The sequence below is a fragment of the Ruegeria discodermiae genome, from assembly GCF_030758345.1.
GTDB lineage: Bacteria > Pseudomonadota > Alphaproteobacteria > Rhodobacterales > Rhodobacteraceae > Ruegeria_C.
In genome coordinates this window covers 217,765-242,370 of the sequence record NZ_JAVAMO010000003.1, presented here as the reverse complement: position 1 = coordinate 242,370, position 24,606 = coordinate 217,765, and the positions used below count along the sequence as shown (strand labels likewise).

Below are 24,606 nucleotides of genomic sequence, written 5' to 3'. Positions count from 1 at the left end.
ACTTTCTCGCGAGGATTTCCGATGCGCATCACCAAACGGACGAATATCGCCATTCGATTGCTGATGTATTGTGCGGCGCATCGCGACCGGCTGGTTACCAAATCCGAAGTGGCTGCAACCTGCAACATCTCGGAAAACCATCTGGCGCATGTGATCAATCAACTCGGCCAGCTTGACATCCTGCGCACGGTACGCGGCCGCAACGGTGGCCTGGCGCTGGCGGTTGCGCCGGACCAGCTGCGCATCGGTCAGGTGTTCCGTCAGATCGAGGGCGATCTGCCGATTGCCGAGTGCTTTGCCGATGCCGACAATTCCTGCCCGCTGACCCAGGCCTGCCGCCTGCGTGTCGCACTACAAAACGCCGCCGAGGTCTTCTATGCCTCGCTGGATGAGATCACGCTGGATGCGCTGGTCTGTGATAACACCGACCTCTTGCGCCTGCTGCAACCGGTTCCTTGCAGCCGCAACACTACTCGCGCGCCCGCAGAACCCGGGCGGGGCGGGCCGACAAGGGACCCCATGCAAAGCAGAGCCCGGCCAGAAGCGTTGCAAGAATGCCGCCTGTGACAATGGCCAGCGCCGAGGGCCAGATCACCACGAATCCGGTATCCAGCACATAGTGGCTGACGGCCCAGCCGCCGGTGATGCCCGCTGCAAGCGCCACAATCCCGGCCGCGGCCCCCAAGAGCGCCGAGCGCAGCGCAAAGCTGAGCAGGATGCGTCGTCGCGTTGCCCCCAGCGTCTTGAGCAAGGCGGCCTCATAGGTGCGCGCCGAAACCGCCGCTGCGGCTGCGCCGATCAGCACCAGAAACCCGGTGGCCAGCGCCGCCGAGGCCCCGAGCGAGGTGGCCGCCGCCAGCCCTGACAGCACCTCGGCCACGCGGTTGATCGCGTCACGCACCCGGATCGCAGTGATGTTGGGATATTGCCCGGCCAGATCGCGCAGGATCGCGGCCTCGGCCTGGGGTTCGGCATAGACGGTTGCGATCACGCTATGAGGCGCGGCGGACAGGGCGGCGGGGTTCATCGACAGGACAAACCCCATCCCGGCGGTCGAGAAATCGACCTCGCGGAACGAGGTGATCTCGGCGGTGATATCGCGGCCAAGGATGTTGATCGTCAGCGTGTCCCCCAGGTTCAGGCCCATCTCGGCGGCCTCTTCGGCGGCAAAGCTGATCAGCGGCGGCCCGGTATAATCGGCGGGCCACCACTCGCCCGCGGTCAATCGTATGTTTTCGGGCAGCTCGGCGGAATAGGTCACGCCCCGGTCACCCTGCACCACCCAGTGATCGCCCGCCACCTCGCGGGCGGGTTTGCCGTTGATCTGGGTGATGATACCGCGCAGCATCGGTGCGCTTTCCACCCGGCTGACGGCGGGGTCACTGTCCAGCCGCGCGTTGAACCCCGCCATCTGGTCTTTCTGGATATCGACGAAGAAATAGCTCGGCGCGATATCGGGCAGGTTGCCCGAGATGGCCCGGCGCAGATTGCCGTCGATCTGGCCCACGGCGGCCAGCACCGACAGGCCAAGCCCCAGTGAGAGCACCACCGCGCCCGCGCCCTCGCCAGAGCCCGAGATCGCCGCCAGCGCCCATCGCAGCGCCGGGCGACCCTGCGCGCGCGGCTTGGCGGCGCGGGCCGCGCGGCGCACGCCAAGCGCGGCAAGCGACAGCGCCAGCAGCGCACCGGCAAGCCCGCCAGCCGTCCAGAGTGTCAACCAGGCCGAGCCGCTGAACCATGCCGCCAGCCAGACCAGCGCGGCGAGCCCGATCAGCGTCGCAAGGATGTAGCGCGCGCGTGGCACGCCGTGCAGCCCGGTCATGGCATCACGAAACAGGGTTGCAGGCCGGATCTGTTCGGTCCGGGCCAACGGCCAGAGCGTGAAGATCAGCGCGGTCAGCATCCCGTAGAGCGCGGCTTCGACCAGCGGGGCGGGGTAGATCGTGAACTCCGCCGGGATCGGCAGGCGCGATGCGATCAGCGAGCCAAAGGCCAGCGGCGCGCCCGCCCCGATGATTAGCCCGATTGTGATGCCCAGCAGCGACAGTACGCCGATCTGGATGAAATAGACCTGAAACACCGTGACGCGGTCTGCGCCCAGCGTGCGCAGCGTGGCGATGGTGGCGGTCTTGTCGCCCAGATAGGCGCGTACGGCGGCGGATACCCCGATGCCGCCCACCGCCAGCCCCGACAGGCCGACAAGGATCAGGAATGCGCTCAACCGGTCGACAAATTCGGAAATCCCCGGCGCGCCATTGCGGGCATCGGTCCAGCGCAGGCCCGAATTCTCGAACGCCGCGCGCGCTTGTTGGGCCGTGGCCGCCAGATCGGTCGCTTCGGGCAGGTCCAGACGGTATTTGGTCGAATAGAGCGTCCCCGGTTCCAGCAGGCCCGACTCCGCCAGGCTTGCCGTGCGCAGCAAGGTGCGCGGGCCCAGCCGGAACCCGTCGGCTGCGCCATCGGGTTCATGTTCGATGGCGGCGCTCAGAATGAACTCCTGCGTGCCCAGCCGGAACCGCTCGCCCACCGCAAGCCCCAGCCGGTCGATCAGCACCCGCTCCATCACCGCGCCGGGCGTGCCGTTTTCGCCCGCCAGCGCGGTGTCGAGCGGCAGGTCGGGGTCCAGCCGCACCGTGCCGATCAGCGGATAGGCGTCATCCACCGCCTTGACCTGCGTCAGCGCGCGGGTGGGCGTGTCGCCCCCAGCCACCGCCATCGAGCGGAAATCGACCACCTCGGAGACGGTGTTGGCCCTGTCCTCCATCCACGCGCGCTCCTCCTGCGAGGCGAAGCGATAGGTGAATTCCATCTCGGCATCGCCACCAAGCAGCGCGGCGCCTTCGCGCGACAGTCCGGCGTCAATGCCCGAGCGGATCGAGCCGACCGCAGCGATTGCGGCCACCCCAAGCGCAAGACAGGCCAGAAAGATACGGAAGCCCCGGACCCCGCCGCGCAGCTCGCGCCTCGCGATCCGGGCGGCTGTTGTCAGGCTCATTCCGCCGCCTCGCGGGCAGCGTCGGCAACGATGCGACCATCGCGCAGCCGGACCACCCGGTCGCAGCGGTCGGCCAGCGAATGGCTGTGGGTCACCAGCACCAGCGTCGCGCCATGTCGGTCGCGCAGATCAAAGAGCAGGTCCATGATCGCGCCGCCATTGGCCTCATCCAGATTGCCGGTCGGCTCATCGGCCAGCAGGATCGCCGGGCGCGGGGCAGAGGCGCGGGCTAGCGCCACGCGCTGCTGCTCGCCGCCTGAAAGCTGCGCCGGATAGTGATCCAGCCGGTGCGACAACCCGACCGCCTCCAGCTCGGCCTTGGCGCGGTGCAGGGCATCGCGCTCGCCTGCCAGTTCCAGCGGGGTCGCCACGTTTTCCAGCGCGGTCATGGTCGGGATCAGATGAAAGCTCTGAAACACCACGCCCATCCGGTCGCGCCGGAAGCGGGCCAGCGCATCTTCGTCCAGCGCGCTCAGATCCTGACCCAGCGCGGTGACCGTTCCAGAGGTCGCGCGTTCCAGCCCGCCCAGCAGCATCAGCAACGAGGATTTGCCCGATCCCGACGGCCCCACAAGGCTCAGGGTTTCGCCGCGCGGCACTTGCAAATCGATACCGCGCAGAATTTCTACCAGCCCCGCATTGCCATCCAGCGACAAACACGCATTTTCTAGGTGGAGTACGGGGTCGGTCATGGAAGGGTCCTATGGCGGTTTCAATGGGATATGGAGTGGTTGGCACGATGCGCAAGGTTCTGATGAGCAGTCTCTTTTGCCTCTGCGGCTTTATGGCCACGGCAGAGCCGGTGCAGATCGTGGCGCTGGGCGACAGCCTGACCCAGGGTTATGGGCTGGTGCCCGAGCAGGGTTTTGTTCCGCAACTGCAAAACTGGCTATCCGGGCAGGGCGTCGAGGTCGAGGTGATCAATGCAGGTGTGTCCGGTGACACCACCGCCGGGGGCGCTGCGCGCATTGATTGGGCACTGACGCCCGAGGTGGATGCGATGATCGTGACGCTGGGCGGCAATGACCTGCTGCGCGGGTTGGACCCGGCAGAAGCGCGCAAGAACCTGACGGTGATTCTTGAGGCCGCGCGCGCGGCAGAGGTCCCCGTTTTGCTGATCGGCATGGACGCACCAAGCAATTACGGGCCGGATTACAAACAGGCCTTTGATGCGATCTATCCTGATCTTTCGGCGCAATTTGGCGCGCTTTATGCCGAGGATTTCTTTGCCGGGCTGGATGCAGACACCCCGGCGCAGGCGCGCGCCTTTATGCAACCCGACGGTATTCACCCCAATGCCGAAGGTGTGGCGCGGATTGTGGCGGCCCTTGGCCCGCAGGTTGCGGAATTGGCGGAACTGGCCGAAGATCAGGGCAACTGACCCACGGCAACTCGCCCCGGCACCGGAGCCCTGCATGCCCGGACGTTTCTTTTTGACCACCCCCGTCGCGCGGGTAGCGCAGGCGTTTGGCGTGCCCGACCCGAGCGCGGCAGACGGTGCGCGCCGCAATATCCAGCCGGGGCAGGAGGTCTGGGTGCTGACCCTGGACGGGCTGCAGCGGATGCGCTGGGGGATCATCCCGGTGGGGCGGGTCAATGCGCGCGGTCGCCCGGTGATGGAGACGATTATCAACGCGCGTTCGGAAACTGTGTTTGACAAATCCGCCTTCGAGGGGGTGCGCCGCGTCGTGATCCCGGTGGATGGCTGGTACGAATGGACCGGCAAGACCCGGCGCAAGACCGCCTGGCGGCTCTCGGCGCGCGATGGCGGGCTGCTGCTCTTTGCCGGGATTGCCGATGTCTGGACCGCGCCCGGCGGGCGGGTGTTGCATCAGGTGGCGGCAGTGACCTGTGAGCCCAATGCGGATGTGCGGGATATTCACCATCGCATGGGGGTGATCCTGGCGCAGAAGGATGTAGGGCTTTGGCTGGGAGCGTCCGAAGAGGCGGCGCGGGACCTGATGCGGCCTTTGCCGGACGGCGTGTTGCAGATCGAGCCAGCGGAGGATGTCGACTGGTCGGGAGCGTAAGCGCTAAAACCCGCGCTCAAGCTGTTCCAGTTCCGCGCGCGTATAGCTCTGGGCGATGACACCGTCATCTCCGGGCTGAAAGAACGGGTCCTGCGGCAGACAGTTCAGCCCGCAGAGCTGGGTTACCCGCCCGGCGCGGCTGTCGATGAACCAGAGCCGCCCGCCCGGCGTGGCGACAAAGCCGTTGACCCGTTCGCGCCGGTCGCTGTCGATATCGATGACGGTGGGAAACTCGGCGGGCACATCGGGGTCATAGGACCCATGCGTATGCATCGAAGCGAGCAGCGTTGATCCCGGCAGCGGCAATTCCGGTGTGCAGCCATCATGCCCGCCCCGGACCATTTCGGAAAACCCGAGGCTGTCATCCGGCAAGCGCAGCAGATAGCCGCAATATTCCACATCGGTCGCAAAAGACAGCGCCTGCATCTCGGCAAAGCGCATCTTGACCGCCGCGACCTCTGCCGGGGTCGGGGTCGCGGGGTCTGTGGGAATCTGCCCGACCGTGCAGCCGACACAGAACAGCATCAGCAGCGTGGCCCGGACGGGATATGGCAGGGCAGGGATCAGAGCACCGTGACCACGGTTCCGATCGGCACCCGCTCATAAAGGTGGACCACATGTTCGTTCAGCATGCGGATGCAGCCGTTCGAGACCGCATGGCCGATGGTCTGCGGCTGGGTGGTGCCGTGGATGCGGAAATAGGTGTCGACCCCGTTCTGGAACAGGTAGAGCGCGCGCGCGCCCAGCGGATTATCCGCGCCGCCCGGCTGGATATAATCATTGTCGACGAATTTGGCATAGGCCACCGGATCGCGTTCGATCATCTCGGGCGTGGGGCGCCAGGTGGGCCATTCCTTCTTGACGTCGATGGTGGCGGTGCCGGTGAATTCCAGCCCGGCCTTGCCGACACCGCAGCCATAGCGCAGCGCCTTGCGCGGCTCGGTGACGTAATAGAGATAGAAAGAGCGCGGCAGCACCAGCAACTGACCCGGCAGGTACTCTTTCTTGATGCGCACTTCTTGCGGGGTCGGGTCAAATACGGCGGGTTCTTTGGCTAATGTGATCTGTGGCAGGGCGGTGGCCGCTGCGGTTGCCAGAAATGTACGGCGGGAAAGCATTTGGTTCTCGTCGGTTGATGTCGATAGGCCACAAGTGTTGCGAGGGCGCAGCCTTCGGTCAACTGTTCTGCATATATTCCGGCAGCAATCGCGGAATTGTGTGGTCCGCCTGCACCTTAAGCGCGATCTGAGACCCGTTTTGGTCGGTGCTCGCGTGGTCGCCGGGCAGGGATTGTCTCAGGAACCGCTTCGATCCAGCAGCGGGTCAGACAGCAGTTCCTCGACAAAAAAACTGAGCAATTGCAGCCGGCCGCTGACCCCGGCCTTCTTGTAGATCGCCGCACTTTGGGCCTTGATCGTGCCTTCCTTTGTCTGACGCAGGGCGGCGATCTCGGCCACTGACAGCCCCTTGATCGACAGCATCGCGACATCGCGTTCAGCCGCGCTCAGGCGCCATTCGTCAAACTGCCGGTCGATCACATCCGCAAAGGCGCCGCTGGCCACCGCGATCTGGCGCTGCATCTGTTTTTCGCGCGCCCGCTGGGTTCGGATCAGCGAGATTGTGGCCATCAGACCACCGATCAGGGCCAGCGCCAGAACCATCTCGAACTGGTGCAAATGCCTGAATCCGGGCGCCTCGCCCCCGGTCCAGTCCATCACGGCATCAACCAGAAAGAAGGTGGCGCAGAGCCCCTGCACCACCAGAAGAAGCCAGAGCAATGACGTTTGTTTATTCTGCATCCGGCTCCCTTGGGTCTAGCGCGTGTTAGTCGTCGTCTTCCTCCTCCATCTCGATGGCGGTCACCACGCCATCGGTCAGGTTCAGGACCAGTTCAGTCTCGACGCCATCTTTCACAAGTTCAACCTCGATCTCGCCATCCTCGAACTCGATCTCTTCCACCACATAGCCCTGCGCCTCCATCGCGGAGCGGATGGCGGCCTCGTCCGTGCCCAGTTTGTCGCCGAGCGATACGTTGGCCATCGCCAAGGCGGGGGCGGCGGCGATCAGGGCGGTGAGGGTCAGTGTCTTGAGCGTTTCCATATCGCATCTCCTTCATGCTGCGTGTTTGATGAGGCCGACCTGTGCAGCGCGCCGGGGGGTTGCGATTGGATTTCGGTTGGTTTTGGGGTCTATTGGACCAAGGTTTATGCTCGATTTCCGTCAAGTATCGACACGATAGCGGGGCATCCAAACCTTCGGAGTAAGCACGTGATCGAAATCAGACCCGCTTATCCGCAAGACCTTGATGCCTATTACCGGATCTCGCTTCGAACGGGGCATTTGGGGCGAGATGCCGGTGCGCTCTATGAAGACCCAAAACTGATGGGTCATATCCATTCCGCGCCCTATTTGCTGTTCTCACGTGCGCTCTGTGTGTCATTGCTCGCCGAGGGTCAGGTTGCGGGCTTTTGCGTGGGTACGATAGACACTGTCGCCTTCGCGGAGTGTCTGGAACGAAGCTGGTGGCCCTCGCTGCGGGCGTCCTATCCGATGCCCGACATCACCCGTAGCGACCGCTGGACACCGGATGAAAAACGCATTGCGACGCTGCATCGGCCCAAAGAGGTGCCTCGCGACATCGTTGATCGCTACCCGGCCCATGTTCACATGAACCTTCTGCCAGAGTGTCAGGGCAGGGGTTGGGGCACACGGTTGCTGAAAAAGTGGCTTCGCATGTCCCGCTCAATGGGTGTTCGCGCCATACATCTGGGCGCCAATCCGGGAAATGATCAAGCCATTGGATTCTGGCGCAGCCAGGGCTTTGAACATATCCCGGTGGCGGGCGATCAGCGCACGTGCTGGATGGCACAGGAGGTTTCGGAAGATGAGCATGGATAAGATTGTAGGCTCCCCGATCCGGAAGTTAATAGCGCTTACCGTCATCCTGCTGATCGCACTGATCGGCTACAGGTTGATCTTTCCTGATCGCAGCCCGCCTACGATTTACGTCGCTTTTGCTGAGGGCACCGAATTCAACGATGATGCACGCGAAGAGCTTGGCGTTTCGCTTGGACTTGATCGACAGTCGAGGCGCAACCTGTTGCTCGGGCAGAGTGAATTCATGATCGTGACCCGGTTGCAGGACCTGGAACCGCAACTCGCGGATATGGGCGGTCAAAAGGGGGAACTGCTGGTTCTGTTCCTGCTCGCGCCGCCTATTGGCGAGAGCCAGAAGCTTTTGCGTCAGCATATGGAACACCAAGGGATCGGGCTGCCCAAGGGGCGGGAGAGGGCGCGTGTCGTCCCTGCTATCGAACCCTTCACGCAGGACCTTGCCATGTCTGAGATCTGCGACGCTGCAATCTATGCGCGCGACGTGTTCAATGGCCTTGCGATTTTGGTTCGAGATCCCGGACAGGATGTGCCCGGAGTTTATAATCAAGCCTGCGGGTGTCTGTCCGACTAAGATATCTGGTGGTCGGCGTAAATTGGCAGACATGCGCAAAAGCGGTATCAGATGGCCCTTTTGCCGGAACGGAACACAAAAAAGGCCCCGATGTCGCCACCGGAGCCTTTGAATTCTGAAAGGAGGATCAGGGCGGCGGGTTACTCTGCGCTTGCCTCTTTCTTTTCTTTCTTCTCGGGCACGACCTCTTCGCCGGTTTCCTGATCGACCACTTTCATCGACAGGCGCACCTTGCCACGATCATCAAAGCCCAGCAGCTTGACCTTCACTTCCTGACCTTCCTTCAGAACGTCGGAAGGGTGGTTCAGGCGGCGGTTTTCGATCTGGGAGACGTGCACCAGACCGTCGCGCTTGCCAAAGAAGTTCACGAAGGCGCCGAAATCAACGATCTTGACGACCTTGCCGGTATAGATCGCGCCTTCTTCGGGCTCTGCCACGATCGCGTGGATCATGTCATAGGCCTTCTGGATGGCGTCGCCGTTGGGCGAGGCGATCTTGATCACGCCATCGTCGTTGATATCGACCTTGGCGCCGGACACTTCGACGATCTCGCGGATCACCTTGCCGCCCGAGCCGATCACTTCGCGGATCTTGTCGGTGGGGATGTTCATGGTTTCGATGCGCGGGGCGTGGACCGAGAATTCGTTGGTCTCGGAGATCGCCTTGCCCATCTCGCCCAGGATGTGAATCCGGCCGTCCTTGGCTTGCGCCAGAGCTTTTTCCATGATCTCGGGCGTGATGCCTGCGACCTTGATGTCCATCTGCAACGAGGTGATGCCGTTTTCGGTCCCCGCCACCTTGAAGTCCATGTCGCCCAGGTGGTCTTCGTCACCCAGAATGTCGGAAAGGATCGCGTAAGAGCCGTCGTCTTCCAGGATCAGACCCATGGCGACACCGGCAACCGGGGCTTTGAGCGGAACGCCCGCATCCATCATCGACAGCGACCCACCGCAGACCGACGCCATGGAAGACGAGCCGTTGGATTCGGTGATTTCCGACACCACGCGGACGGTGTAGGGGAAGTCGGTCGCAGCAGGCAGAACCGCCTGCAACGCGCGCCATGCCAGCTTGCCGTGACCCACTTCGCGACGGCCCGGAGGGCCCACGCGGCCCACTTCACCAACCGAATAGGGCGGGAAGTTGTAATGCAGCAGGAAGTTGGATTTGAAGTTGCCATGCAGCGCGTCGATGAACTGCTCATCGTCGCCGGTGCCCAGCGTGGTCACCACGAGGCCTTGGGTTTCACCACGAGTGAACAGCGCCGAACCATGGGTCCGGGGCAGCAGGCCGGTTTCGCTGACGATCGGGCGGATTTCGTCGGTCGCGCGACCGTCGATCCGCTTGCCGGTCTTGACCACGTCGCCACGCAGGATGCCGGCTTCGAGCTTTTTCATTGCCGAGCCGAGATTGGCGTCTTCCAGCTGCTCTTCGCTCAGCGCTTCCTTGATGGTCTCGCGGGCAGCGGCAACAGCGGCGGTGCGCTCCTGCTTGTCAGTGATCGCAAAGGCGGCGCGCATGGCAGTTTCACCGGCGGCTTTCACGGCCTCATAGAGGTCGCTGTAGTCCGGCGGGGTGAAGTCCAACGGCTCTTTCGCGGCGTCTTCGGCCAAATCGATGATCAGGTCAATCACCGGCTGGATTTGCTCATGGGCGAATTTCACCGCACCCAGCATTTCCGCCTCGGTCAGTTCATAAGCTTCGGATTCCACCATCATCACGGCGTCTTTGGTGCCGGCGACAACCAGATCCAGACGCTGCTCGGGGTTCAGGCGCAGGTCCTGCATGTCGTCCACGGTGGGGTTCAGGACGTATTCGCCATCCTCGAAACCAACACGGCAACCGGCGATCGGCCCCATGAATGGCGCGCCCGACAGGGTCAGCGCAGCAGACGCGGCGATCATCGCAACCATGTCCGGATCATTGACCAGATCGTGGCTGAGCACGGTGCACATCACCAGCACTTCGTTCTTGAAGCCCGGGACAAACAGCGGGCGGATTGGACGGTCGATCAGACGCGCGGTCAGCGTCTCTTTCTCGGTCGGGCGCGCCTCGCGCTTGAAGAAACCGCCCGGAACTTTACCGGCGGCATAGTATTTTTCCTGATAATGCACGGTCAGCGGAAAGAAATCCTGACCGGGCTTTTGGCTCCGGGCATAGGTCACGTTGGCCATGACGCTGGTTTCGCCCAGCGTGGCAATGACCGAGCCGTCCGCCTGACGGGCAACCTTGCCGGTTTCCAGCGTGAGCGTTTCCTCGCCCCACTGCATGCTTTTCGTCGTTACATCAAACATATGCGTATCCTAGATGGGAGCACTCCCGCCCCTGCGGGTCTCCCGTTTGCATGGCGGCCCCATTGCCGCCGACCCCAACCTATCTTCCTTCCGTGTGCCGGGGTCCGGGCACACCGTCTCAGATTCTGCGGCCATACAGCAGAACGGGCCAGATTGGAAGTGCCAGCGAACGGGATCGTCGGTTTGGCCGTTCCCTGCCCAGGCCGCAGCCTACGACCCGATCAAGACCCGCGCAGGTGACCCACTCAACCCCGTCAGGTGCAAGGGCATGGTGACGGCCTCGCCGCTGTCAGGAATTGTGTCGATGTGATCGACGCGGAGATCTTCCGCAAGAAACCGGCCTGTCCGGGTCAGATTGATGTGGAACCAAAGCGGGTCATCATCGGCGATACGCAATTCCCCGGCAAGAATGCAGACCTTCGGAGATCGCTCGATCAGCCTGCGCAACACATGCGGTTTGGCCAGATGCGGCCGTCGCGCGTCGAGCAGCAGATGCGTCTCGGCGTCCCAGTCTACCTGCAGGTCGTCCTCTTCCAGAGATCTGGCGTCGACGCGCCGGTAGCGTCCGATCATCTCCGCTGGCAGCAACGTTTCGATCGTTGCGCCGCCTGCTACGAAATGGGCCGGGGCGTCGATATGGGTTCCGGTCTGGGTCCCAAGCGCCAATTGCCAGACCTCGAAGCGCATATCGGCAACGCTTGACCAGGGCATGGCAGCGAAGGGTGGGTCGGAATAATCCTCTTCGGTGTAGATTGGCGTTTTGTTATTCAGTGTCAGGGTCAGGTCGATCCAGTCGGTCATTGCTGCGCTTTCGGGTCACTTGGTCAATCATCTTTGCGTCAGCGCGCAGTGTTCCTCAACAAAAAACGCCTGCTCGAATGAGCAGGCGTTCTGACGGTCATGTCTTTCGGGCTTAGCGGCGCAGGCCCAGACGCTTGATGAGGTCCTGGTAGCGGGCCTCGTCCTTGCCCTTGAGGTAGTCCAGCAGCTTGCGGCGCTGGGCAACCATCTTCAGAAGGCCACGGCGACCGTGGTTGTCCTTCTTGTGGGTCTTGAAATGTTCGGTCAGCGTGGCAATGCGCGAGCTGAGCACGGCAACCTGGACTTCGGGCGAACCGGTGTCGCCTTCCTTGGTTGCGAATTCTTTCATGACGCGTGTTTTTTCTTCGGTCGTGATCGACATCGGGGTCTCCTTGCAGGGTTAGAGTAAATGGCGCAGGCCGGGATGTCGTCCAGCACAGGCCCATGGAGAGTGAACCGACACGGTGATTCCGAGGCGGATGCGCGCGTATACGGGGAATTGCGGGCAATGGCAAAGGATTTATGTGCGCCATCTTGCCATGCAGCTTGGGCTATAGGGCGGCTGCGCCTTTTGCCATCAGCTCTGGCATGCTCTGGACGTCGACCAGCTGGATGTCGGCGGGGTCGATTGCCGTTTTCGACAGCAGGGTAGCGACCGGGATGCCATCCAGCAGAACATGACTCAGGCCGTTCTGATCGGGGTCGGGTTCGACCGTGATCTCTGCTTCGGTCTCTTCGGGGTTTTCAACCACCAGAACAAGACGGTCTTCAAGCGGATCGAAATCCATGACCGCCGCCCCGTCCTCCTCTTCGCTGCCGGAGTCGAGATAGAGCTGGTCTGCACCGGCACCGCTTGTGACGATGTCGCCCGCGCCGGCAAGGATCGTATCCGCACCTTCGCCGCCATTGAGGTAATCTATGCTCTCTTGGCCGATATCGCCGGTTCCGATCACCAGATCATCCCCTTCACCGCCAAAGAGGCTGTCCTGCCCCTTATCGCCCTTCAGCGTGTCGTCGCCATAGCCGCCATGCAACGCATCGTCATCGTGCCCACCATCGAGGCTGTCGGCGTCCTGACCGCCATAGAGCGTGTCGGACCCGTCACCGCCTCGCAGGTGATCCTGCCCGAAATGGCCGAACAGGCTGTCTTCCCCCTCGCCGCCGATCAGGGTGTCGCCACCGTCCTGCCCGTGCAGCGTATCGTCATGCGCGCCGCCCGAGAGTATATCCTGCCCATCGGCGCCATGCAGATCGTCATCGCCGCCGCCGCCGCTCAGTGAGTCATCGCCGCCATAGCCGTTGATCTGGTCATCGCCACTTGCGCCCTCAAGCACGTTGTTGGAGGCATCACCGGCTATGATCTGATGAAGCAAATCCGGAGGCTCCTCCGGTGTATCGGGGCCTTCCCCCTCACCGTTTCTTGCGCTTTCGGTTGAAGACGTGTCTTCGTCCGGTGTCAGATCATCCTCATCCGTTTCGTCACTCTGCTCAGGATCGATTGAGGTCAGCAGGACCGCGCCGCCTGCCGCCATCAGGCCTATGACGCTGGCAAATACGATCATCCTGCACCTCCGCCTGTTGCCGTGCCGCGCGTCTGAAGCAGAACATACGAAGAACGGTTGGGTCAAAGCTATAAAGCAAAGGTGGTTAATATCTGATTAAGCGGGCCAGGCTTCGGGTTGCTGCGCATAGGCCACATAGAGCGGATGACGCGGGTGGCCCTGCTTGGTCAGGCCCACATGAAACAATGCGTGCCCCGCGTCGCGCAGCAGAGCTTCGACTTGGGGGCCGCGGTTTAGATGCGCACCATGGGTGCCCCAGGCGGCGACCACCTGATCGGCCCAGGCGGCCCCATCCAGGATCGCAGCGTCGTTGTCCGGGCCAACGGGATCGGCAGTGCCGCGCATCTTGTGCGGGTCGGTCTCGCGCCAGGCAAAGATGTTGGTGACCTGAAACGCCCCGAACCCAAGCGCCCGCGCCCGCCGCTCGCAGCGCTCGACGGTAGGGTCGTTCTGCACTTCGGTGGCGGTCGAGGGGTTCAGCATCACAAAAAGGGCCTTGCGCCCGGTCGGGTCCCAGACCCGTGTGAGGCTGTACCGGTAGCGCTCGCATTCGGAATAGACCGCGATCGAAGGCGCATCGCCCTTGGTATGGGTGCGAGTGATCATTCGCGCGCCTTAACACGAGGCCTGAACGGTCGCAAATACGTTCTGGCGGCAGAAACTTGGCTATGCTGACACACGCGATGAAGAACGAGCGCCGAAGCGGTGGAATTCATGACCTAGCGCTCTGGCCCGGTCGGCGGATACTGTCGGCTGTGACGGGATCGTAAGTGAAACGGCGTTTTCTTCGGTCCGGGCTGGTGGTTCAGGTGCAAGGTGGAGACCCGATGAAAAAACTTGCGCGACGCGCGTTCCTGGTGGGCGCAGGTGGAGTGGCGGGCTGGGTCGCGGCAGAGCGGTTCGGCGCGAAGCAGCCGGTCTATGCCGGGACGAAGCGGATTGTGCCTGCCTCGGGTGAGGGCGTGCTCAACGATGCCAGCGGGTTGTCGGCGACCCCGATCCACAAACATATTGTTATCGGTGAAGACCCCGGTGAGGCCCTTGTGCAGGTGGTTCGCGATGAGATGCGCTCCGCGCAGCAGGACGGGCGCGCCTTTAATATCGGGGCGGCGCGGCATTCGATGGGGGGGCAGGCGATCCCGCGCGATGGCATTGCGGTGACTTTTGATAACGGCTGGATCGAACCGGATGCAGATGCGGGTGTCTTTCGCGCCCATGCCGGGGCGCGCTGGTCCGATGTGATCGCGGCTCTTGACCCGATTGGGTACTCCCCCAAGGTCATGCAATCAAACAACGATTTCGGCGTTGCAGCGACCTATAGCGTGAACGCGCATGGCTGGCCGGTGCCTCTGGGCCCGATGGGCTCGACCGTTCGCTCTCTCAGGATGGTGCTGCCCTCGGGCGATCTGGTCACCTGCTCGCGCAGCGAAAACGCCGATCTCTTTGCCCATGCCATGGGCGGCTATGGCCTGATCGGGGCGATTGTCGATATGGAAGTCGAGATGGTGCCCAACGCACGGCTCTATCCGCTTTATGAGGTGATGCCCGCAGATGAGTTCAGCAAGGCTTTCGAGGCGGCGCTTGCAGACCCGGAGGTCACGATGGCCTATGGCAGGCTGAACGTGCAGCGCGCGGCGTTCTTCGAGGAAGCGCTGCTGGTGACCTATCGACAGAGCGATGACCAGCAGAACCTGCCGCCCGCCGCCGGGTCGGGCTGGATGGCCCATGTGGCAAGCCGGATTTACCGGGCCCAGCTTGGCAGCGAGCCGATGAAGGATTTTCGCTGGTGGAACGAAACTTTTGTCGGCCCGAGCCTGAGCAGCGGCGATGTCACCCGCAACAGCCTGATCAACGAACCGGTGGTGACGCTGGATGACCGCAACCCGGACCGCACCGATATCCTGCATGAGTATTTCGTCGGTTTCGACCGGTTCAACGATTTCCTGATCGCCTGCCGCGAGGTGATCCCGGCCTCGTATCAGGAGTTCCTGAACGTCACCCTGCGCTATGTGGCGACCGACTCGGAAAGCACGCTGTCCTACGCCCCGGTGCCGCGCATTGCAGCGGTCATGTCCTTCAGCCAGGAACTGACCGAACGGGCAGAGGCCGACATGGCGCGGATGACCGAAACGCTGATTGACCGGATTGTCGCGATCGAGGGCAGCTATTATCTGCCATATCGACCGCATGCGCGGCTTGATCAACTGGTGGCGGCCTATCCGCAGGCCCCGGGTTTTGCCGCCGACAAACGCGCTCTGGACCCGGATCTGGTGCTGCGGAGCAATTTTTGGGACAGGTATCTGAGCAAGCTATGAGCATTCTCCAGAAAATCGCGATCTTCTACTTCGTCGCGCTGATGATCGCGGCCTCGATCAACTACATCCCCGGACTGACCGATGAGAACGGGCTGGCCTTTGGCATTTTTGCGCTGGATTTCTACGATGATGCGCTGCATGTGGCCTCGGCCCTCTGGGCGCTGGTGGCGGGGCTGATGTCGCGCAATGCGGCGCGGATGTTCCTGATCCTGTTCGGTGCGGCCTATCTGGGCGACGGTATCTTCGGCTTTTTCACCGGGTACGGGTTTCTGGATATGGGCATCTTTACCAATGCCTCTCTGGGTATGGACCTATCGCTGGGCCGCATCCTTGCGAACCTGCCGCATCTGGCGCTTGGGGGTTTTGCGCTTTATGCGGGCCTCTTCATCGAGCGTCGCGCATGAGGTTCCTGTTGCGCTGGATAGGGCGTTTGCTGCTGGTTGTCGCCTTGCTGGCCGTGGTGCTGGTGGCGCCGGTGATCTATGTGGAAACAAGCTGCCGGGGCGAGGGGGGTGGCGAGGCGTATGCCTCTCTGCTACCGTCCGAACATCACCGGGCGGAATCACGCACCTTCATGACCTATCCGGAATGGCACATCGTTCACTCCTATGACGATTATGCCAAGGTGATCAGCACCGGCGATCCGCATGAATTCGGCTATCTGCGCAGCATCGGACAATTCTGGTCCTCGCTCTGTCAGCTTTCCGAGAAATCGTCTGCGCATGGCGGCATCGACGGATCGACCAAACAGATGGTCTATGTGATCGGGTCGAGCTTCACGCTCGAATTGATGCTGAAGGCGGCCTACGAGGAAACCATCGGGCGGGTGGCGACAATGCTGCGCGGGTCTCAGAGGGCGGAAACGGACGATCTGTCGGCGGAGCAGGCCGCGGCGTATGCCCGGTTCCTGCAGCAGATCCCGTGGTACAAATGGGATTTCCGCGAAGATGCGCAGGCGTTGGAGGCGCTGCAGGTGCAGGGGCTTCGCGACCGAGAGCGCAAGACGGCGCTTGGCCTCGAATATGGCGCCAAGGCGGCTTATGCCGATGTGATTGCCGCCGCCGTGGCAGAGGTCGGCGCGGATGAGTTGACCCTGCGCATGGTGGTGCGGGGCACCGATCCGATTGACCTGGCATCTTATGACGAGGTGCAGCTTGTCGGGCGGCACAGCGACGGTTTTGTCATCGAAACGCCACGCTACCGGGCGCTGACCACCCTTCTGAGCGAGATGGCGGCCGACGGGATCGATTTTGTCGAGATCGCCGGAAATGACGACATCCTGTTCACCGCGATTTCTGCCGAGGCGGCGCGGCTGGATGCGCTCTACAGTTTTGCCCGACAGGGATACGGGGATTATCGTCATCTGATCTTGGTAAAGGTCGCGGATCTGGCCGACAGGCTGCGGGGGATGCAGGAGGATGGCCTCGAACTGGAACATATCCATGACTATTAGGCGGGTGCTGATTGCCCTGCCGCTGCTCGTTCTCGGGTGGCTCTCGACGCTGGTGGTGGTCAGCCTGATGAGCGATGCCGCGCCGGGTTATGTGGTGGTTCTGCCGTCTTCGGATTTCATGAACCGGTTGGAGCCGGACATGTCACTTCTTGCAGCAGGCCCGGTCTCCGTGACGCTTGCCGCAGAAGACCCGCGCGCCGCGCTGAGGCTTTATCGGGCCGGGGCGCGGCTGGTGCTGCCTGCCGGTCTGCCGGGATGCTTGCCCCTTCCCAGGCAAGCCTTGTAGCAGGGGCAGGGTTAAGCGCGCCCGCCGCTTTGGGCCAGCACGACGCCAAGCGCGACAATGCCCGCGCCAAGGGCCTGCATCCAGTTCCAGCCCGCGCCCAGAACCATCATGATGATCATCACATAGAAGGGCGCGGTGTTGATGTGAAACGAGGCCACCGTCACACCCAGCTTGCCGATGGAGGCGACAAACAGCACCTGGCTGAGCCCCAGCGCCAGACAGGCATAGATCAGCAGCATCCCGATCTGGCCCTGATCGATAGGCGCGCGCGGCATCAGGTCATGACCAAGGCCAAGCCCGATCAGACTGGCCGCCGCGATCGCGATCAGCCCCCCGGTCAGCGTAATCGTGCCCCGCCCGATGGAGGACAGGGTCGGGAAATCGCGTGCGGTCACCATGCTGGCCCAGGTAAACAGAATGGTGGCCCCCACCGCGCAGAATGCGCCGAGCCCGATCTGGCCAGGTTCCAATGAGTTGGTGGCAACGATGCCGCCGGCAATAGACGCCGCAACCCCCAAGGCAAGACGCCAGCTGAGCCGTCGGGTCTTTGTCAGGAATTCCAGAACCGCCCCCACCAGAGGTGCGCAAGAGGCGATCAATGCGACGGTGACCGGATCGGTCAGCGCTTGTGCCAGCAGGATCAGATACGTGCCGCCGCCAAAGCCGATCCCTCCGACCCAGAGCGCGCGCGCCCAATTGGCGCCCAGCATCTGCCTGTGTCCATCCAGCCAGAGCCACAGGAGGATCATGACCGGGACTGCTGTGGCGAAGCGCGCGGCAATCAGCGTCAGCGGCGGCCAGGTCTGCAGCAGCATCTCGGCCGCCGGAAACCCCGCCGCCCACATCATCATCGATGACATGGCCAGCAGGTTGCCGTTCAGCGCAAAGCCGCGCCCGCCATAGCCAGTGGGCTGACCACGCAGGGGATCGGGTCCGAGAGTCATCCCGCGATCCTTTTTGACTGTATGAAGACCCGGGCCGAATCGCCCTGTCCGGATCATCTGAGAATACTCCTCCCTCGTGATCTGGTCTGATTTCGACAATTGGTCGTTTTTGATCCTTTGGCACTTGCCGCCTGGCGCGTTTGGCGGTTTTCTCGGCCCGAAAAGAGATCCCATGCCGCGATTTGCCGCCAATATCAGCCACCTGTTCCCGGAACTGCCCTATGGCGAGCGGTTTCGCGCGGCGGCACGCGCCGGGTTTGAGGGGGTCGAGGTGCTCTATCCCTATGAGCATCCGGCCAAGGAAACCCATCGCGGGCTGCTGGCCAGCGGGCTGGAACTGGTCCTGATCAACGCGCCTCCGCCCAACTACACCGGCGGCAGGCCGGGCTATGCCGCCATTCCCGGCGGCGAAACGCGGTTCCGCTCTGACATGCGGCGCACCCTGCGCTTTGCCGGTGAGATCAAGCCGGGTCTCATCCACGTCATGGCCGGGTATGATCCGGGGCCGGGTGCGTTTGAGACATATGTGCAGAACCTGCAATGGCTTGCCGATCAGGCCCCGACGCAGCACTTCACCATTGAGCCGCTGAACCCGGTGGCGCAGCCGGGGTATTTCCTGAACGACTACCACTTGGCGAGCGATATCCTGACCGCAGTGGCGCGTGACAATGTGGGGCTGCAATATGACAGTTATCATGCGCAGATGATCCACGGCGATGCGGCAGGTATCTGGGAGCGGTTTGGCGCGGGCGCCTTTCACGCCCAGATCGGCGCAGCCCCCGATCGCAGCGAACCCGCACCGGGGCCGATCGATTTCCCGGCGCTTTTTGCCGCGATTGACGCCAGCGGATATGCGGGCTGGGTCAGCGCCGAATACACGCCCTCGCACCCCAACACTGCCGAGACGCTGGGTTGGATGTCATGGGGGGCAGGCCTGCCATGATCCCGCGCCGTTTCGCTCATGTTGTATTCAGCCTGATCACCTCGGGCCTGATGTCCTGCATCGTGACCTGCGTGGCGACGCTCAAGGCGGTCGGGTTCGGTCCCCACACCCTTGGCGACTGGATGGGCGCTTGGAGCCTGAGCTGGCCCATCGCCTTTGTGATCATCCTGATCGCCGGGCCCCGAATTCGGCGCTGGGTGGAGGACAAAACAGGCGGCGACTGAGTTTGGAAGGTAGTGAAGATTTGGGCTGATGCTGATAGTATTCGAACGATATGCGAAATAGCCTGCCCGGCCATCATATCCAAACTTCACGGATGTTCGCTTCATTGGCCGCTTAGCGGACAAAACAGCCGTCGGCATCGTGGAAACAAATGTCTGCTCTATGCTGATGATTCAAATTGGGGGGTCGAGACACATCGGGCAAACTTTGTGCCAACTTTTCGTACTGCAAAGTCTTTCTCAGGTGCTTATTTAGCTGTTTGACGACCGCGATTCTTGCCTTCATTTTGTTTCCAGCAAGTTGCTATAAGAGCGGCTTTCTCATCAAAACGAATGGTCCTTCTGGGTACGCTTGGAATTCCACAAATTCATAGCCGAGGGCCAAATAGAATTCTCGCGCGGTCAGTGAGGAATGAAGCATCATTTCTGGGATTGCCTTTTGTCGCGCTTCGTCTTCAATTCTTGCAACTAGCATTTTGCCCAACCCTCGCCCCTGAAACCCAGGGTCCACGAACATTGATCGCAGATAGTCATCTCTCAGCCCCACCGTTCCAACAAGTTCGGTGCCCATGAAGCAAAGAAGAATTAACTCGTTTTCAATTCTTTTGGTGACCGGCTCCGGTTCAAAAATCGTGCACAGCCTGTCGATTGACTTTTGATCATATTCCTTGGAATTCGAAACGCGAATTGTGCGTCGGATCAACCCACTGAGCGGAATTACATCGGCAACTGTTGCCTGTCGGATTTTGAGCGACTTCATCGCGGCAAACTTATCCCGGGACATGAGACATCGAGAAGCTGGCAGATACGACTAAGGCAGGCTGGAAGCACTTGGACTTCTCTATGTCTTTCACAAGAGTAAGCGGTTTCACAAAATTCATGGCGTTTCCTACCGGAATTATCGGATCAGATGATCCCATCACTATTGCAGACATTCTTTCGACGCGCAGCATCGGCAACTTTGGGCTCGAAGCCGACATTGGATTTGGCCATCTAACCCTCGCCCCCAAGGGTCAGTGCGCCTCCGCCCAGTTCGCCCCTTGCCCCGCGTCTACCACCAGCCGCACGTCCAGTTTCACGGCCGGGTCGGATGCGCCCTCCATCACGTCGCGGGCCGCTTCGATGGTTGCCTCCACTGCGTCTTCGGACACTTCAAACAGCAATTCGTCATGCACCTGCAGCAGCATCCTGGCAGGCAGGTCGGCGATGGCTGCGGGCATCCGCACCATCGCGCGGCGGATCACATCGGCGGCCGTGCCCTGGATCGGGGCGTTGATGGCGGCGCGTTTGGCAAAGCCCGCATGCGGACCCTTGGCATTGATCTCGGTGGTGTGGATCTTGCGGCCAAAGAGCGTCTGCACATAGCCGTGTTCCTTGGCGAAGGCGACGGTGTCATCCATATAGGTGCGGATGCCCGGGAACCGCTCGAAATAGCGGTCGATGAAGCCCTGCGCCTCGGAACGCGGAATGCGCAGGTTGCGGGCCAGACCAAAGCCGGAAATGCCGTAGATCACGCCGAAATTGATCGCCTTGGCCTGTCGCCGGATATCGGGCGTCATCTCCTCCAGCGGCACGTCAAACATCTCGGACGCGGTCATGGCGTGAATGTCCAGCCCGTCGGCGAAAGCCTGTTTCAGCGCGTCGATCCCGGCGATATGAGCGAGGATGCGCAGCTCGATCTGGGAATAGTCGAGCGACAGCAACACGTTGCCCGGCTCGGCCACAAACGCCTCGCGGATGCGGCGGCCTTCTTCGGTGCGCACGGGGATGTTTTGCAGGTTCGGATCGGTCGAGGCCAGGCGGCCCGTGTTCGCCCCGGTGATCGAATAGGAGGTGTGCACCCGGCCCGTATTGGGGTTGATGTGGGTCTGCAGCGCGTCGGTATAGGTCGATTTCAGCTTGCTTAACTGCCGCCAGTCTAGCACCCGGCGCGGCAGCTCATGTTCGGTGGCCAGATCTTCGAGGATATCGGCGCCGGTCGAATACTTCCCGGTCTTGCCGCGCTTGCCACCGGGCAGCGACATCTTGTCGAACAGGATCTCGCCCAGTTGCGCCGGTGAGCCGACATTGAAGGTCTCGCCCGCCAATTCGTGGATCTCCGCCTCAAGCCCCGCCATCTTCTGGGCAAAGGCGTTGGACATGCGGCTGAGCGTCTCGCGGTCGACCTTGATCCCGTGCATCTCCATCTCGGTCAGCACCGGCACCAGCGGGCGTTCAAGCGTTTCGTAGACGGTTGTCACCTGTGCTTGGTGCAATTGCGGCTTGAAATGCTGCCAGAGGCGCAGGGTGATGTCCGCATCCTCGGCGGCGTAGGCGGTGGCGTCGTCGATCGGCACCTTGTCGAAGGTGATCGCCGATTTGCCCGAGCCCAGCAATGGTTTGATGGGGATCGGGGTATGGTCGAGATAGCGCTCGCTGAGCGTATCCATGCCATGCCCGTGCTCGCCGCCATGCATCGCGTAAGACATCAGCATCGTGTCATCGATCGGAGCCACGGTGACGCCATAGCGGGCAAAGATTTTGGCGTCATATTTCATGTTCTGCCCGATCTTGAGGATGGACGGGTCCTCAAACACCGGCTTCAGCAGCGCCAGTGCGTCGTCCAGCGGCATCTGCCCTTCGGCCAGATCGTCCGATCCGAACAGGTCATCCGTGGCGCTCGCGCGGTGGGTCAGCGGGATGTAACAGGCCTTGCCCGGCTCCACACAGATCGAGATGCCCACCAGACCGGCGATCATTTCATTCAGCCCGGTGGTTTCGGTATCCACCGCAACCCAGCCGCGTTCCCGGATCTGGTCGAGCCAGGGCTGCAAGGCAGCCGCGTCGCGAACGCATTCGTAATTGGAGGCATCAAAAGCGATGTCTTCCTGCGGTTCGGCCTCGGGCTTGGCGGGCGCGTCCTTGATGGTTGGTGCCTCGACACCGAGTTGATCGGCGATGCGCTTGGTGAGGGTGCGGAACTCCATCTCGGCCAGAAACGCCATCAGCGCCTCGGGCTCGGGGTCCTTGACCTCAAGATCATCGAGGGTGAAATCCAGCGGCGTGGCCTCGTCCAGCTGCACCAGTTTTTTCGACAGCTCGATCTGGTCGCGTTTTTCGATCAGGGTCTGGCGGCGTTTGGGCTGCTTGATCTCTTCGGCGCGGTCCAGCAGCGTTTCCAGATCGCCATATTCGTTGATCAGAAGCGCGGCGGTCTTCACGCCGATCCCCGGCGCGCCCGGCACGTTGTCGACGCTGTCACCGGCGAGCGCCTGCACATCGACCACCCGTTCAGGACCGACGCCGAATTTCTCGAACACGCCATCGCGGTCGATCCGGCGGTTTTTCATGGCGTCAAACATTTCCACGCCGTCGCCGACCAGCTGCATTAGGTCCTTATCGGAACTCACGATGGTCACCTGTCCGCCTGCCTCGCGCGCCTGAACCGCAAGCGTGGCGATGATGTCGTCGGCCTCATAGCCTTCGATTTCCTTGCAGGCGATGTTGAAGGCGCGGGTGGCTTCGCGGGTCAGCGGCATCTGCGGGCGCAGGTCCTCGGGCATCGCCTCGCGATTGGCCTTGTAGAGATCATAGAGGTCGTTGCGGAACGTGTGCGATCCCTTGTCAAAGATCACCGCAACATGGGTGGGCGCATCCGGTCCGGTGTTCCCCTCGACATATTTCTGCAGCATGTTGCAAAAGCCCGAGACCGCACCGATCGGCAATCCGTCCGACTTCCGCGTCAGGGGCGGCAATGCGTGATAGGCACGAAAGATGAAGGCAGAGCCGTCGATCAGGTGGAGATGGCAGCCTTTTCCGAAACTCTGCGACATAGGACCCTCTTGCTTCGCGCGATGCCTTGTTTTGACACGGACGCGGCAAACCTGCCAGATGCCTTTTGGCGGCTTAGGCCCGGGGCCACCTCTTATCCGAGGCAGGACTGCGCTAAGGAGCGATATGAAGCCTATGCGAGAGTCGGACCGAGACGGGCAGAGGGGTCCAGATGCCGAAATCGAGACCAGCGACGCGCAGCATGTCGCCAACCCACACATTGCAGGTGTTGAAGAGGTTGAAGCGACCGCGTGCGGCAAAGAAAACATCGCTACGGGACAGGCCTTTGCCAGCCAGCCAGACCGGGTTTCCCGCATCATCGCGCGCGAAGCTCTCGGAAATGGCCGTAATAAGCAGGTCGAATTGCGCGTTGCTCAGGGTGAGGCGCTGCATATCCAGATCAGCGGGCAATGGCCCTGCCAGATCCAGCCGCATCACTGCTCGGTCCCCGAACAGGCCCTTCAGAACTGCGCCCGGGGTGACATCGGTGTAGTCGCCGGTTGTCGTGTAGAACTCCCGCGCGCCCCAGCCGATCACCAGCCAGCGCGCCTCGGGGTGGTCGATGGGCAGGCCCGCCGCAGCGGCGAAGCCAAAATGCGCGCGAGTCTCTGTGTCGAGCGGCAGCAGAAGATCGTAGTGGATGGGGCCGGAGAGCAAACCAATCTCGCGATCCTGCCCATCGGGGGCCGCGCCAGAGGCTCCGAAGGGAACAATCGCCCCGATCAGTGCGCCGATCAGATAGAGGCCCAGCGGAACGCTAAAGGCGAGCGCCAGCCCGGGCCACCACCTGCGGCGGGTCTTGTGGATCATGGCATTAAAAAAGCGCGGGCGGCCTTGTCCCAGATCAGCCCGGTGCGGGTTGCGATGTTGCGCATCTGTTTGTTCAGGGAGCGGTCGTTCAGACGTCGGCTCATGCTGCGCAGGGGGACCATGTTGCGCTCACCATAGCCGTCGATGAGAAAGAACCCTCTGACCTCACCTCTGTGGCCATAGACGATATTCGCCTCGTGAATGTCCCTTGCAACGACCTGAAGCTGGAAGAGCCTGCCCACCATCGTGTTGAGGTCCTGCAGCATCTCGTCGCTCAATTGCCCATCGCGACAAATCGAGGACAGGTGGGTCGCAAGCTCTCCGGTGTTGCTGGTAATGCGTTCAAAGACCGAGCCCGGCCCCAGATCGGTCTGCACCACCCCGAGCGCGCGCGCCAGCGGGGTATGGGCGATCTCCGGCCCGATTTTCAGTGCGGTTTTCAACTCGCACTCGATCTCTTTCAGCGTGTTGCGGTGGACGGCATCGGGAAACATCTTCCATGCCAGCCGCTTTGCCCAGGTGTGGTTGGCGTAATGCTCTTTGATCGGTTTGATCTTGATCAGCAGGTCCGGCTCGCCCGGGCAGGCATAGACCTTGCGATGACCGCCGCTGGCTACCGGTTCCTTGTCCGACAGATGGAAGAGCTTGGCGGCAAAGAGCATCCGGCCTCCGTCAACTT

The 24,606-nt window shown here is 62.0% G+C and carries 26 protein-coding genes and 1 pseudogene; 11 read left to right on the top strand and 16 right to left on the bottom strand.

Annotated features, from left to right (window positions below; translation table 11 throughout):
- Positions 1-21: 21 nt before the first annotated feature.
- Positions 22-465 (top strand): annotated as a pseudogene (locus tag Q5Y75_RS10320) (RrF2 family transcriptional regulator); the annotation flags it as partial.
- A 4-nt stretch (positions 466-469) separates the two neighbouring features.
- Here the strand turns inward: Q5Y75_RS10320 and Q5Y75_RS10315 are convergent.
- The gene (locus tag Q5Y75_RS10315; protein WP_306196958.1) at positions 470-2,995 is read right to left on the bottom strand and encodes an ABC transporter permease; all 2,526 of its coding nucleotides are present in this window, start codon (positions 2,993-2,995) and stop codon (positions 470-472) included.
- Positions 2,992-3,687, bottom strand: a complete 696-nt coding sequence (locus Q5Y75_RS10310; RefSeq protein ID WP_306196957.1) for an ABC transporter ATP-binding protein — start codon at positions 3,685-3,687, stop codon at positions 2,992-2,994. The genes Q5Y75_RS10315 and Q5Y75_RS10310 overlap by 4 nt, the downstream gene beginning before the upstream one ends.
- An 11-nt stretch (positions 3,688-3,698) precedes the next feature.
- Between Q5Y75_RS10310 and Q5Y75_RS10305 the strand changes: the two genes are divergently transcribed.
- Together Q5Y75_RS10305 and Q5Y75_RS10300 are read left to right on the top strand one after the other, a co-directional pair.
- Positions 3,699-4,376, top strand: a complete 678-nt coding sequence (locus tag Q5Y75_RS10305) for an arylesterase (protein ID WP_371933249.1) — start codon at positions 3,699-3,701, stop codon at positions 4,374-4,376.
- Between the two features lie 34 nt (positions 4,377-4,410).
- Positions 4,411-5,025: an SOS response-associated peptidase gene (locus tag Q5Y75_RS10300; protein WP_306196955.1), complete on the top strand. Its 615-nt coding sequence runs from the start codon at positions 4,411-4,413 to the stop codon at positions 5,023-5,025.
- A 3-nt stretch (positions 5,026-5,028) separates the two neighbouring features.
- Here Q5Y75_RS10300 and Q5Y75_RS10295 read toward each other — a convergent pair whose 3' ends face one another.
- From Q5Y75_RS10295 to Q5Y75_RS10280, 4 genes are all read right to left on the bottom strand, one after another.
- Positions 5,029-5,550, bottom strand: coding sequence for a DUF4329 domain-containing protein (locus Q5Y75_RS10295; RefSeq protein WP_306196953.1), 522 nt, complete (start codon positions 5,548-5,550; stop codon positions 5,029-5,031).
- Between the two features lie 38 nt (positions 5,551-5,588).
- Entirely contained in the window at positions 5,589-6,143 is a 555-nt protein-coding gene (locus tag Q5Y75_RS10290) for a L,D-transpeptidase (RefSeq protein ID WP_306196951.1), read from the bottom strand.
- Between the two features lie 177 nt (positions 6,144-6,320).
- Complete coding sequence (locus tag Q5Y75_RS10285; protein WP_306196948.1) at positions 6,321-6,824, bottom strand: helix-turn-helix transcriptional regulator; 504 nt, start codon at positions 6,822-6,824, stop codon at positions 6,321-6,323.
- Between the two features lie 25 nt (positions 6,825-6,849).
- Complete coding sequence (locus Q5Y75_RS10280) at positions 6,850-7,125, bottom strand: PepSY domain-containing protein (protein ID WP_306196945.1); 276 nt, start codon at positions 7,123-7,125, stop codon at positions 6,850-6,852.
- 168 nt (positions 7,126-7,293) lie between these two features.
- Here Q5Y75_RS10280 and Q5Y75_RS10275 point away from each other — a divergent pair, with 168 nt between their 5' ends.
- Together Q5Y75_RS10275 and Q5Y75_RS10270 are read left to right on the top strand one after the other, a co-directional pair.
- Entirely contained in the window at positions 7,294-7,923 is a 630-nt protein-coding gene (locus Q5Y75_RS10275; protein WP_306196943.1) for a GNAT family N-acetyltransferase, read from the top strand.
- Complete coding sequence (locus Q5Y75_RS10270; RefSeq protein WP_306196941.1) at positions 7,916-8,491, top strand: hypothetical protein; 576 nt, start codon at positions 7,916-7,918, stop codon at positions 8,489-8,491. Before Q5Y75_RS10275 ends, Q5Y75_RS10270 begins: the two co-directional genes overlap by 8 nt.
- A gap of 140 nt (positions 8,492-8,631) precedes the next feature.
- On the opposite strand, the gene pnp is transcribed toward Q5Y75_RS10270, so the two are convergent.
- From pnp to Q5Y75_RS10245, 5 genes are all read right to left on the bottom strand, one after another.
- A complete protein-coding gene (pnp, locus tag Q5Y75_RS10265; RefSeq protein ID WP_306196939.1) occupies positions 8,632-10,782 on the bottom strand; it encodes a polyribonucleotide nucleotidyltransferase in 2,151 nt (716 codons plus the stop codon).
- A 210-nt stretch (positions 10,783-10,992) separates the two neighbouring features.
- On the bottom strand, positions 10,993-11,583 hold the full coding sequence (locus Q5Y75_RS10260; RefSeq protein ID WP_306196937.1) for a cyclase family protein: 591 nt from the start codon (positions 11,581-11,583) through the stop codon (positions 10,993-10,995).
- A 112-nt stretch (positions 11,584-11,695) separates the two neighbouring features.
- Positions 11,696-11,965 carry a 30S ribosomal protein S15 gene (gene rpsO / locus Q5Y75_RS10255; protein WP_306196936.1) on the bottom strand — a complete coding sequence of 90 codons (270 nt, stop codon included), beginning with the start codon at positions 11,963-11,965 and terminating at the stop codon, positions 11,696-11,698.
- Between the two features lie 169 nt (positions 11,966-12,134).
- On the bottom strand, positions 12,135-13,145 hold the full coding sequence (locus Q5Y75_RS10250; protein ID WP_306196934.1) for a calcium-binding protein: 1,011 nt from the start codon (positions 13,143-13,145) through the stop codon (positions 12,135-12,137).
- Between the two features lie 96 nt (positions 13,146-13,241).
- Positions 13,242-13,751: a DUF1643 domain-containing protein gene (locus tag Q5Y75_RS10245; RefSeq protein WP_306196932.1), complete on the bottom strand. Its 510-nt coding sequence runs from the start codon at positions 13,749-13,751 to the stop codon at positions 13,242-13,244.
- Between the two features lie 221 nt (positions 13,752-13,972).
- Here Q5Y75_RS10245 and Q5Y75_RS10240 point away from each other — a divergent pair, with 221 nt between their 5' ends.
- From Q5Y75_RS10240 to Q5Y75_RS10225, 4 genes are read left to right on the top strand one after another with little or no spacing between them, the layout of a single operon-like run.
- Positions 13,973-15,460, top strand: a complete 1,488-nt coding sequence (locus Q5Y75_RS10240; protein ID WP_306196930.1) for an FAD-binding oxidoreductase — start codon at positions 13,973-13,975, stop codon at positions 15,458-15,460.
- Entirely contained in the window at positions 15,457-15,864 is a 408-nt protein-coding gene (locus Q5Y75_RS10235) for a hypothetical protein (RefSeq protein ID WP_306196929.1), read from the top strand. The genes Q5Y75_RS10240 and Q5Y75_RS10235 overlap by 4 nt, the downstream gene beginning before the upstream one ends.
- Positions 15,861-16,913, top strand: a complete 1,053-nt coding sequence (locus Q5Y75_RS10230; protein WP_306196927.1) for a hypothetical protein — start codon at positions 15,861-15,863, stop codon at positions 16,911-16,913. The genes Q5Y75_RS10235 and Q5Y75_RS10230 overlap by 4 nt, the downstream gene beginning before the upstream one ends.
- Positions 16,903-17,199: a hypothetical protein gene (locus tag Q5Y75_RS10225; protein ID WP_306196925.1), complete on the top strand. Its 297-nt coding sequence runs from the start codon at positions 16,903-16,905 to the stop codon at positions 17,197-17,199. Before Q5Y75_RS10230 ends, Q5Y75_RS10225 begins: the two co-directional genes overlap by 11 nt.
- Positions 17,200-17,210: 11 nt before the next feature.
- On the opposite strand, the gene Q5Y75_RS10220 is transcribed toward Q5Y75_RS10225, so the two are convergent.
- A complete protein-coding gene (locus Q5Y75_RS10220; RefSeq protein WP_306196923.1) occupies positions 17,211-18,143 on the bottom strand; it encodes a DMT family transporter in 933 nt (310 codons plus the stop codon).
- A gap of 172 nt (positions 18,144-18,315) precedes the next feature.
- On the opposite strand from Q5Y75_RS10220, the gene Q5Y75_RS10215 reads away from it, so the two are divergent.
- On the top strand, positions 18,316-19,086 hold the full coding sequence (locus tag Q5Y75_RS10215; RefSeq protein ID WP_306196920.1) for a hydroxypyruvate isomerase family protein: 771 nt from the start codon (positions 18,316-18,318) through the stop codon (positions 19,084-19,086).
- Positions 19,083-19,310, top strand: a complete 228-nt coding sequence (locus Q5Y75_RS10210) for a DUF2798 domain-containing protein (protein ID WP_306196918.1) — start codon at positions 19,083-19,085, stop codon at positions 19,308-19,310. The genes Q5Y75_RS10215 and Q5Y75_RS10210 overlap by 4 nt, the downstream gene beginning before the upstream one ends.
- Positions 19,311-19,611: 301 nt before the next feature.
- Here Q5Y75_RS10210 and Q5Y75_RS10205 read toward each other — a convergent pair whose 3' ends face one another.
- The 4 genes from Q5Y75_RS10205 to Q5Y75_RS10190 all read right to left on the bottom strand — a co-directional run bounded on the left by Q5Y75_RS10205 (position 19,612) and on the right by Q5Y75_RS10190 (position 24,589).
- The gene (locus Q5Y75_RS10205; protein ID WP_306196917.1) at positions 19,612-20,091 is read right to left on the bottom strand and encodes a GNAT family N-acetyltransferase; all 480 of its coding nucleotides are present in this window, start codon (positions 20,089-20,091) and stop codon (positions 19,612-19,614) included.
- A gap of 229 nt (positions 20,092-20,320) precedes the next feature.
- Positions 20,321-23,119: a DNA polymerase I gene (polA, locus tag Q5Y75_RS10200; protein WP_306196915.1), complete on the bottom strand. Its 2,799-nt coding sequence runs from the start codon at positions 23,117-23,119 to the stop codon at positions 20,321-20,323.
- Positions 23,120-23,231: 112 nt separating this feature from the next.
- A complete protein-coding gene (locus tag Q5Y75_RS10195; protein WP_306196913.1) occupies positions 23,232-23,927 on the bottom strand; it encodes a TIGR02117 family protein in 696 nt (231 codons plus the stop codon).
- Entirely contained in the window at positions 23,924-24,589 is a 666-nt protein-coding gene (locus Q5Y75_RS10190; RefSeq protein WP_306196911.1) for a YrbL family protein, read from the bottom strand. The genes Q5Y75_RS10195 and Q5Y75_RS10190 overlap by 4 nt, the downstream gene beginning before the upstream one ends.
- Positions 24,590-24,606 lie beyond the last annotated feature (17 nt).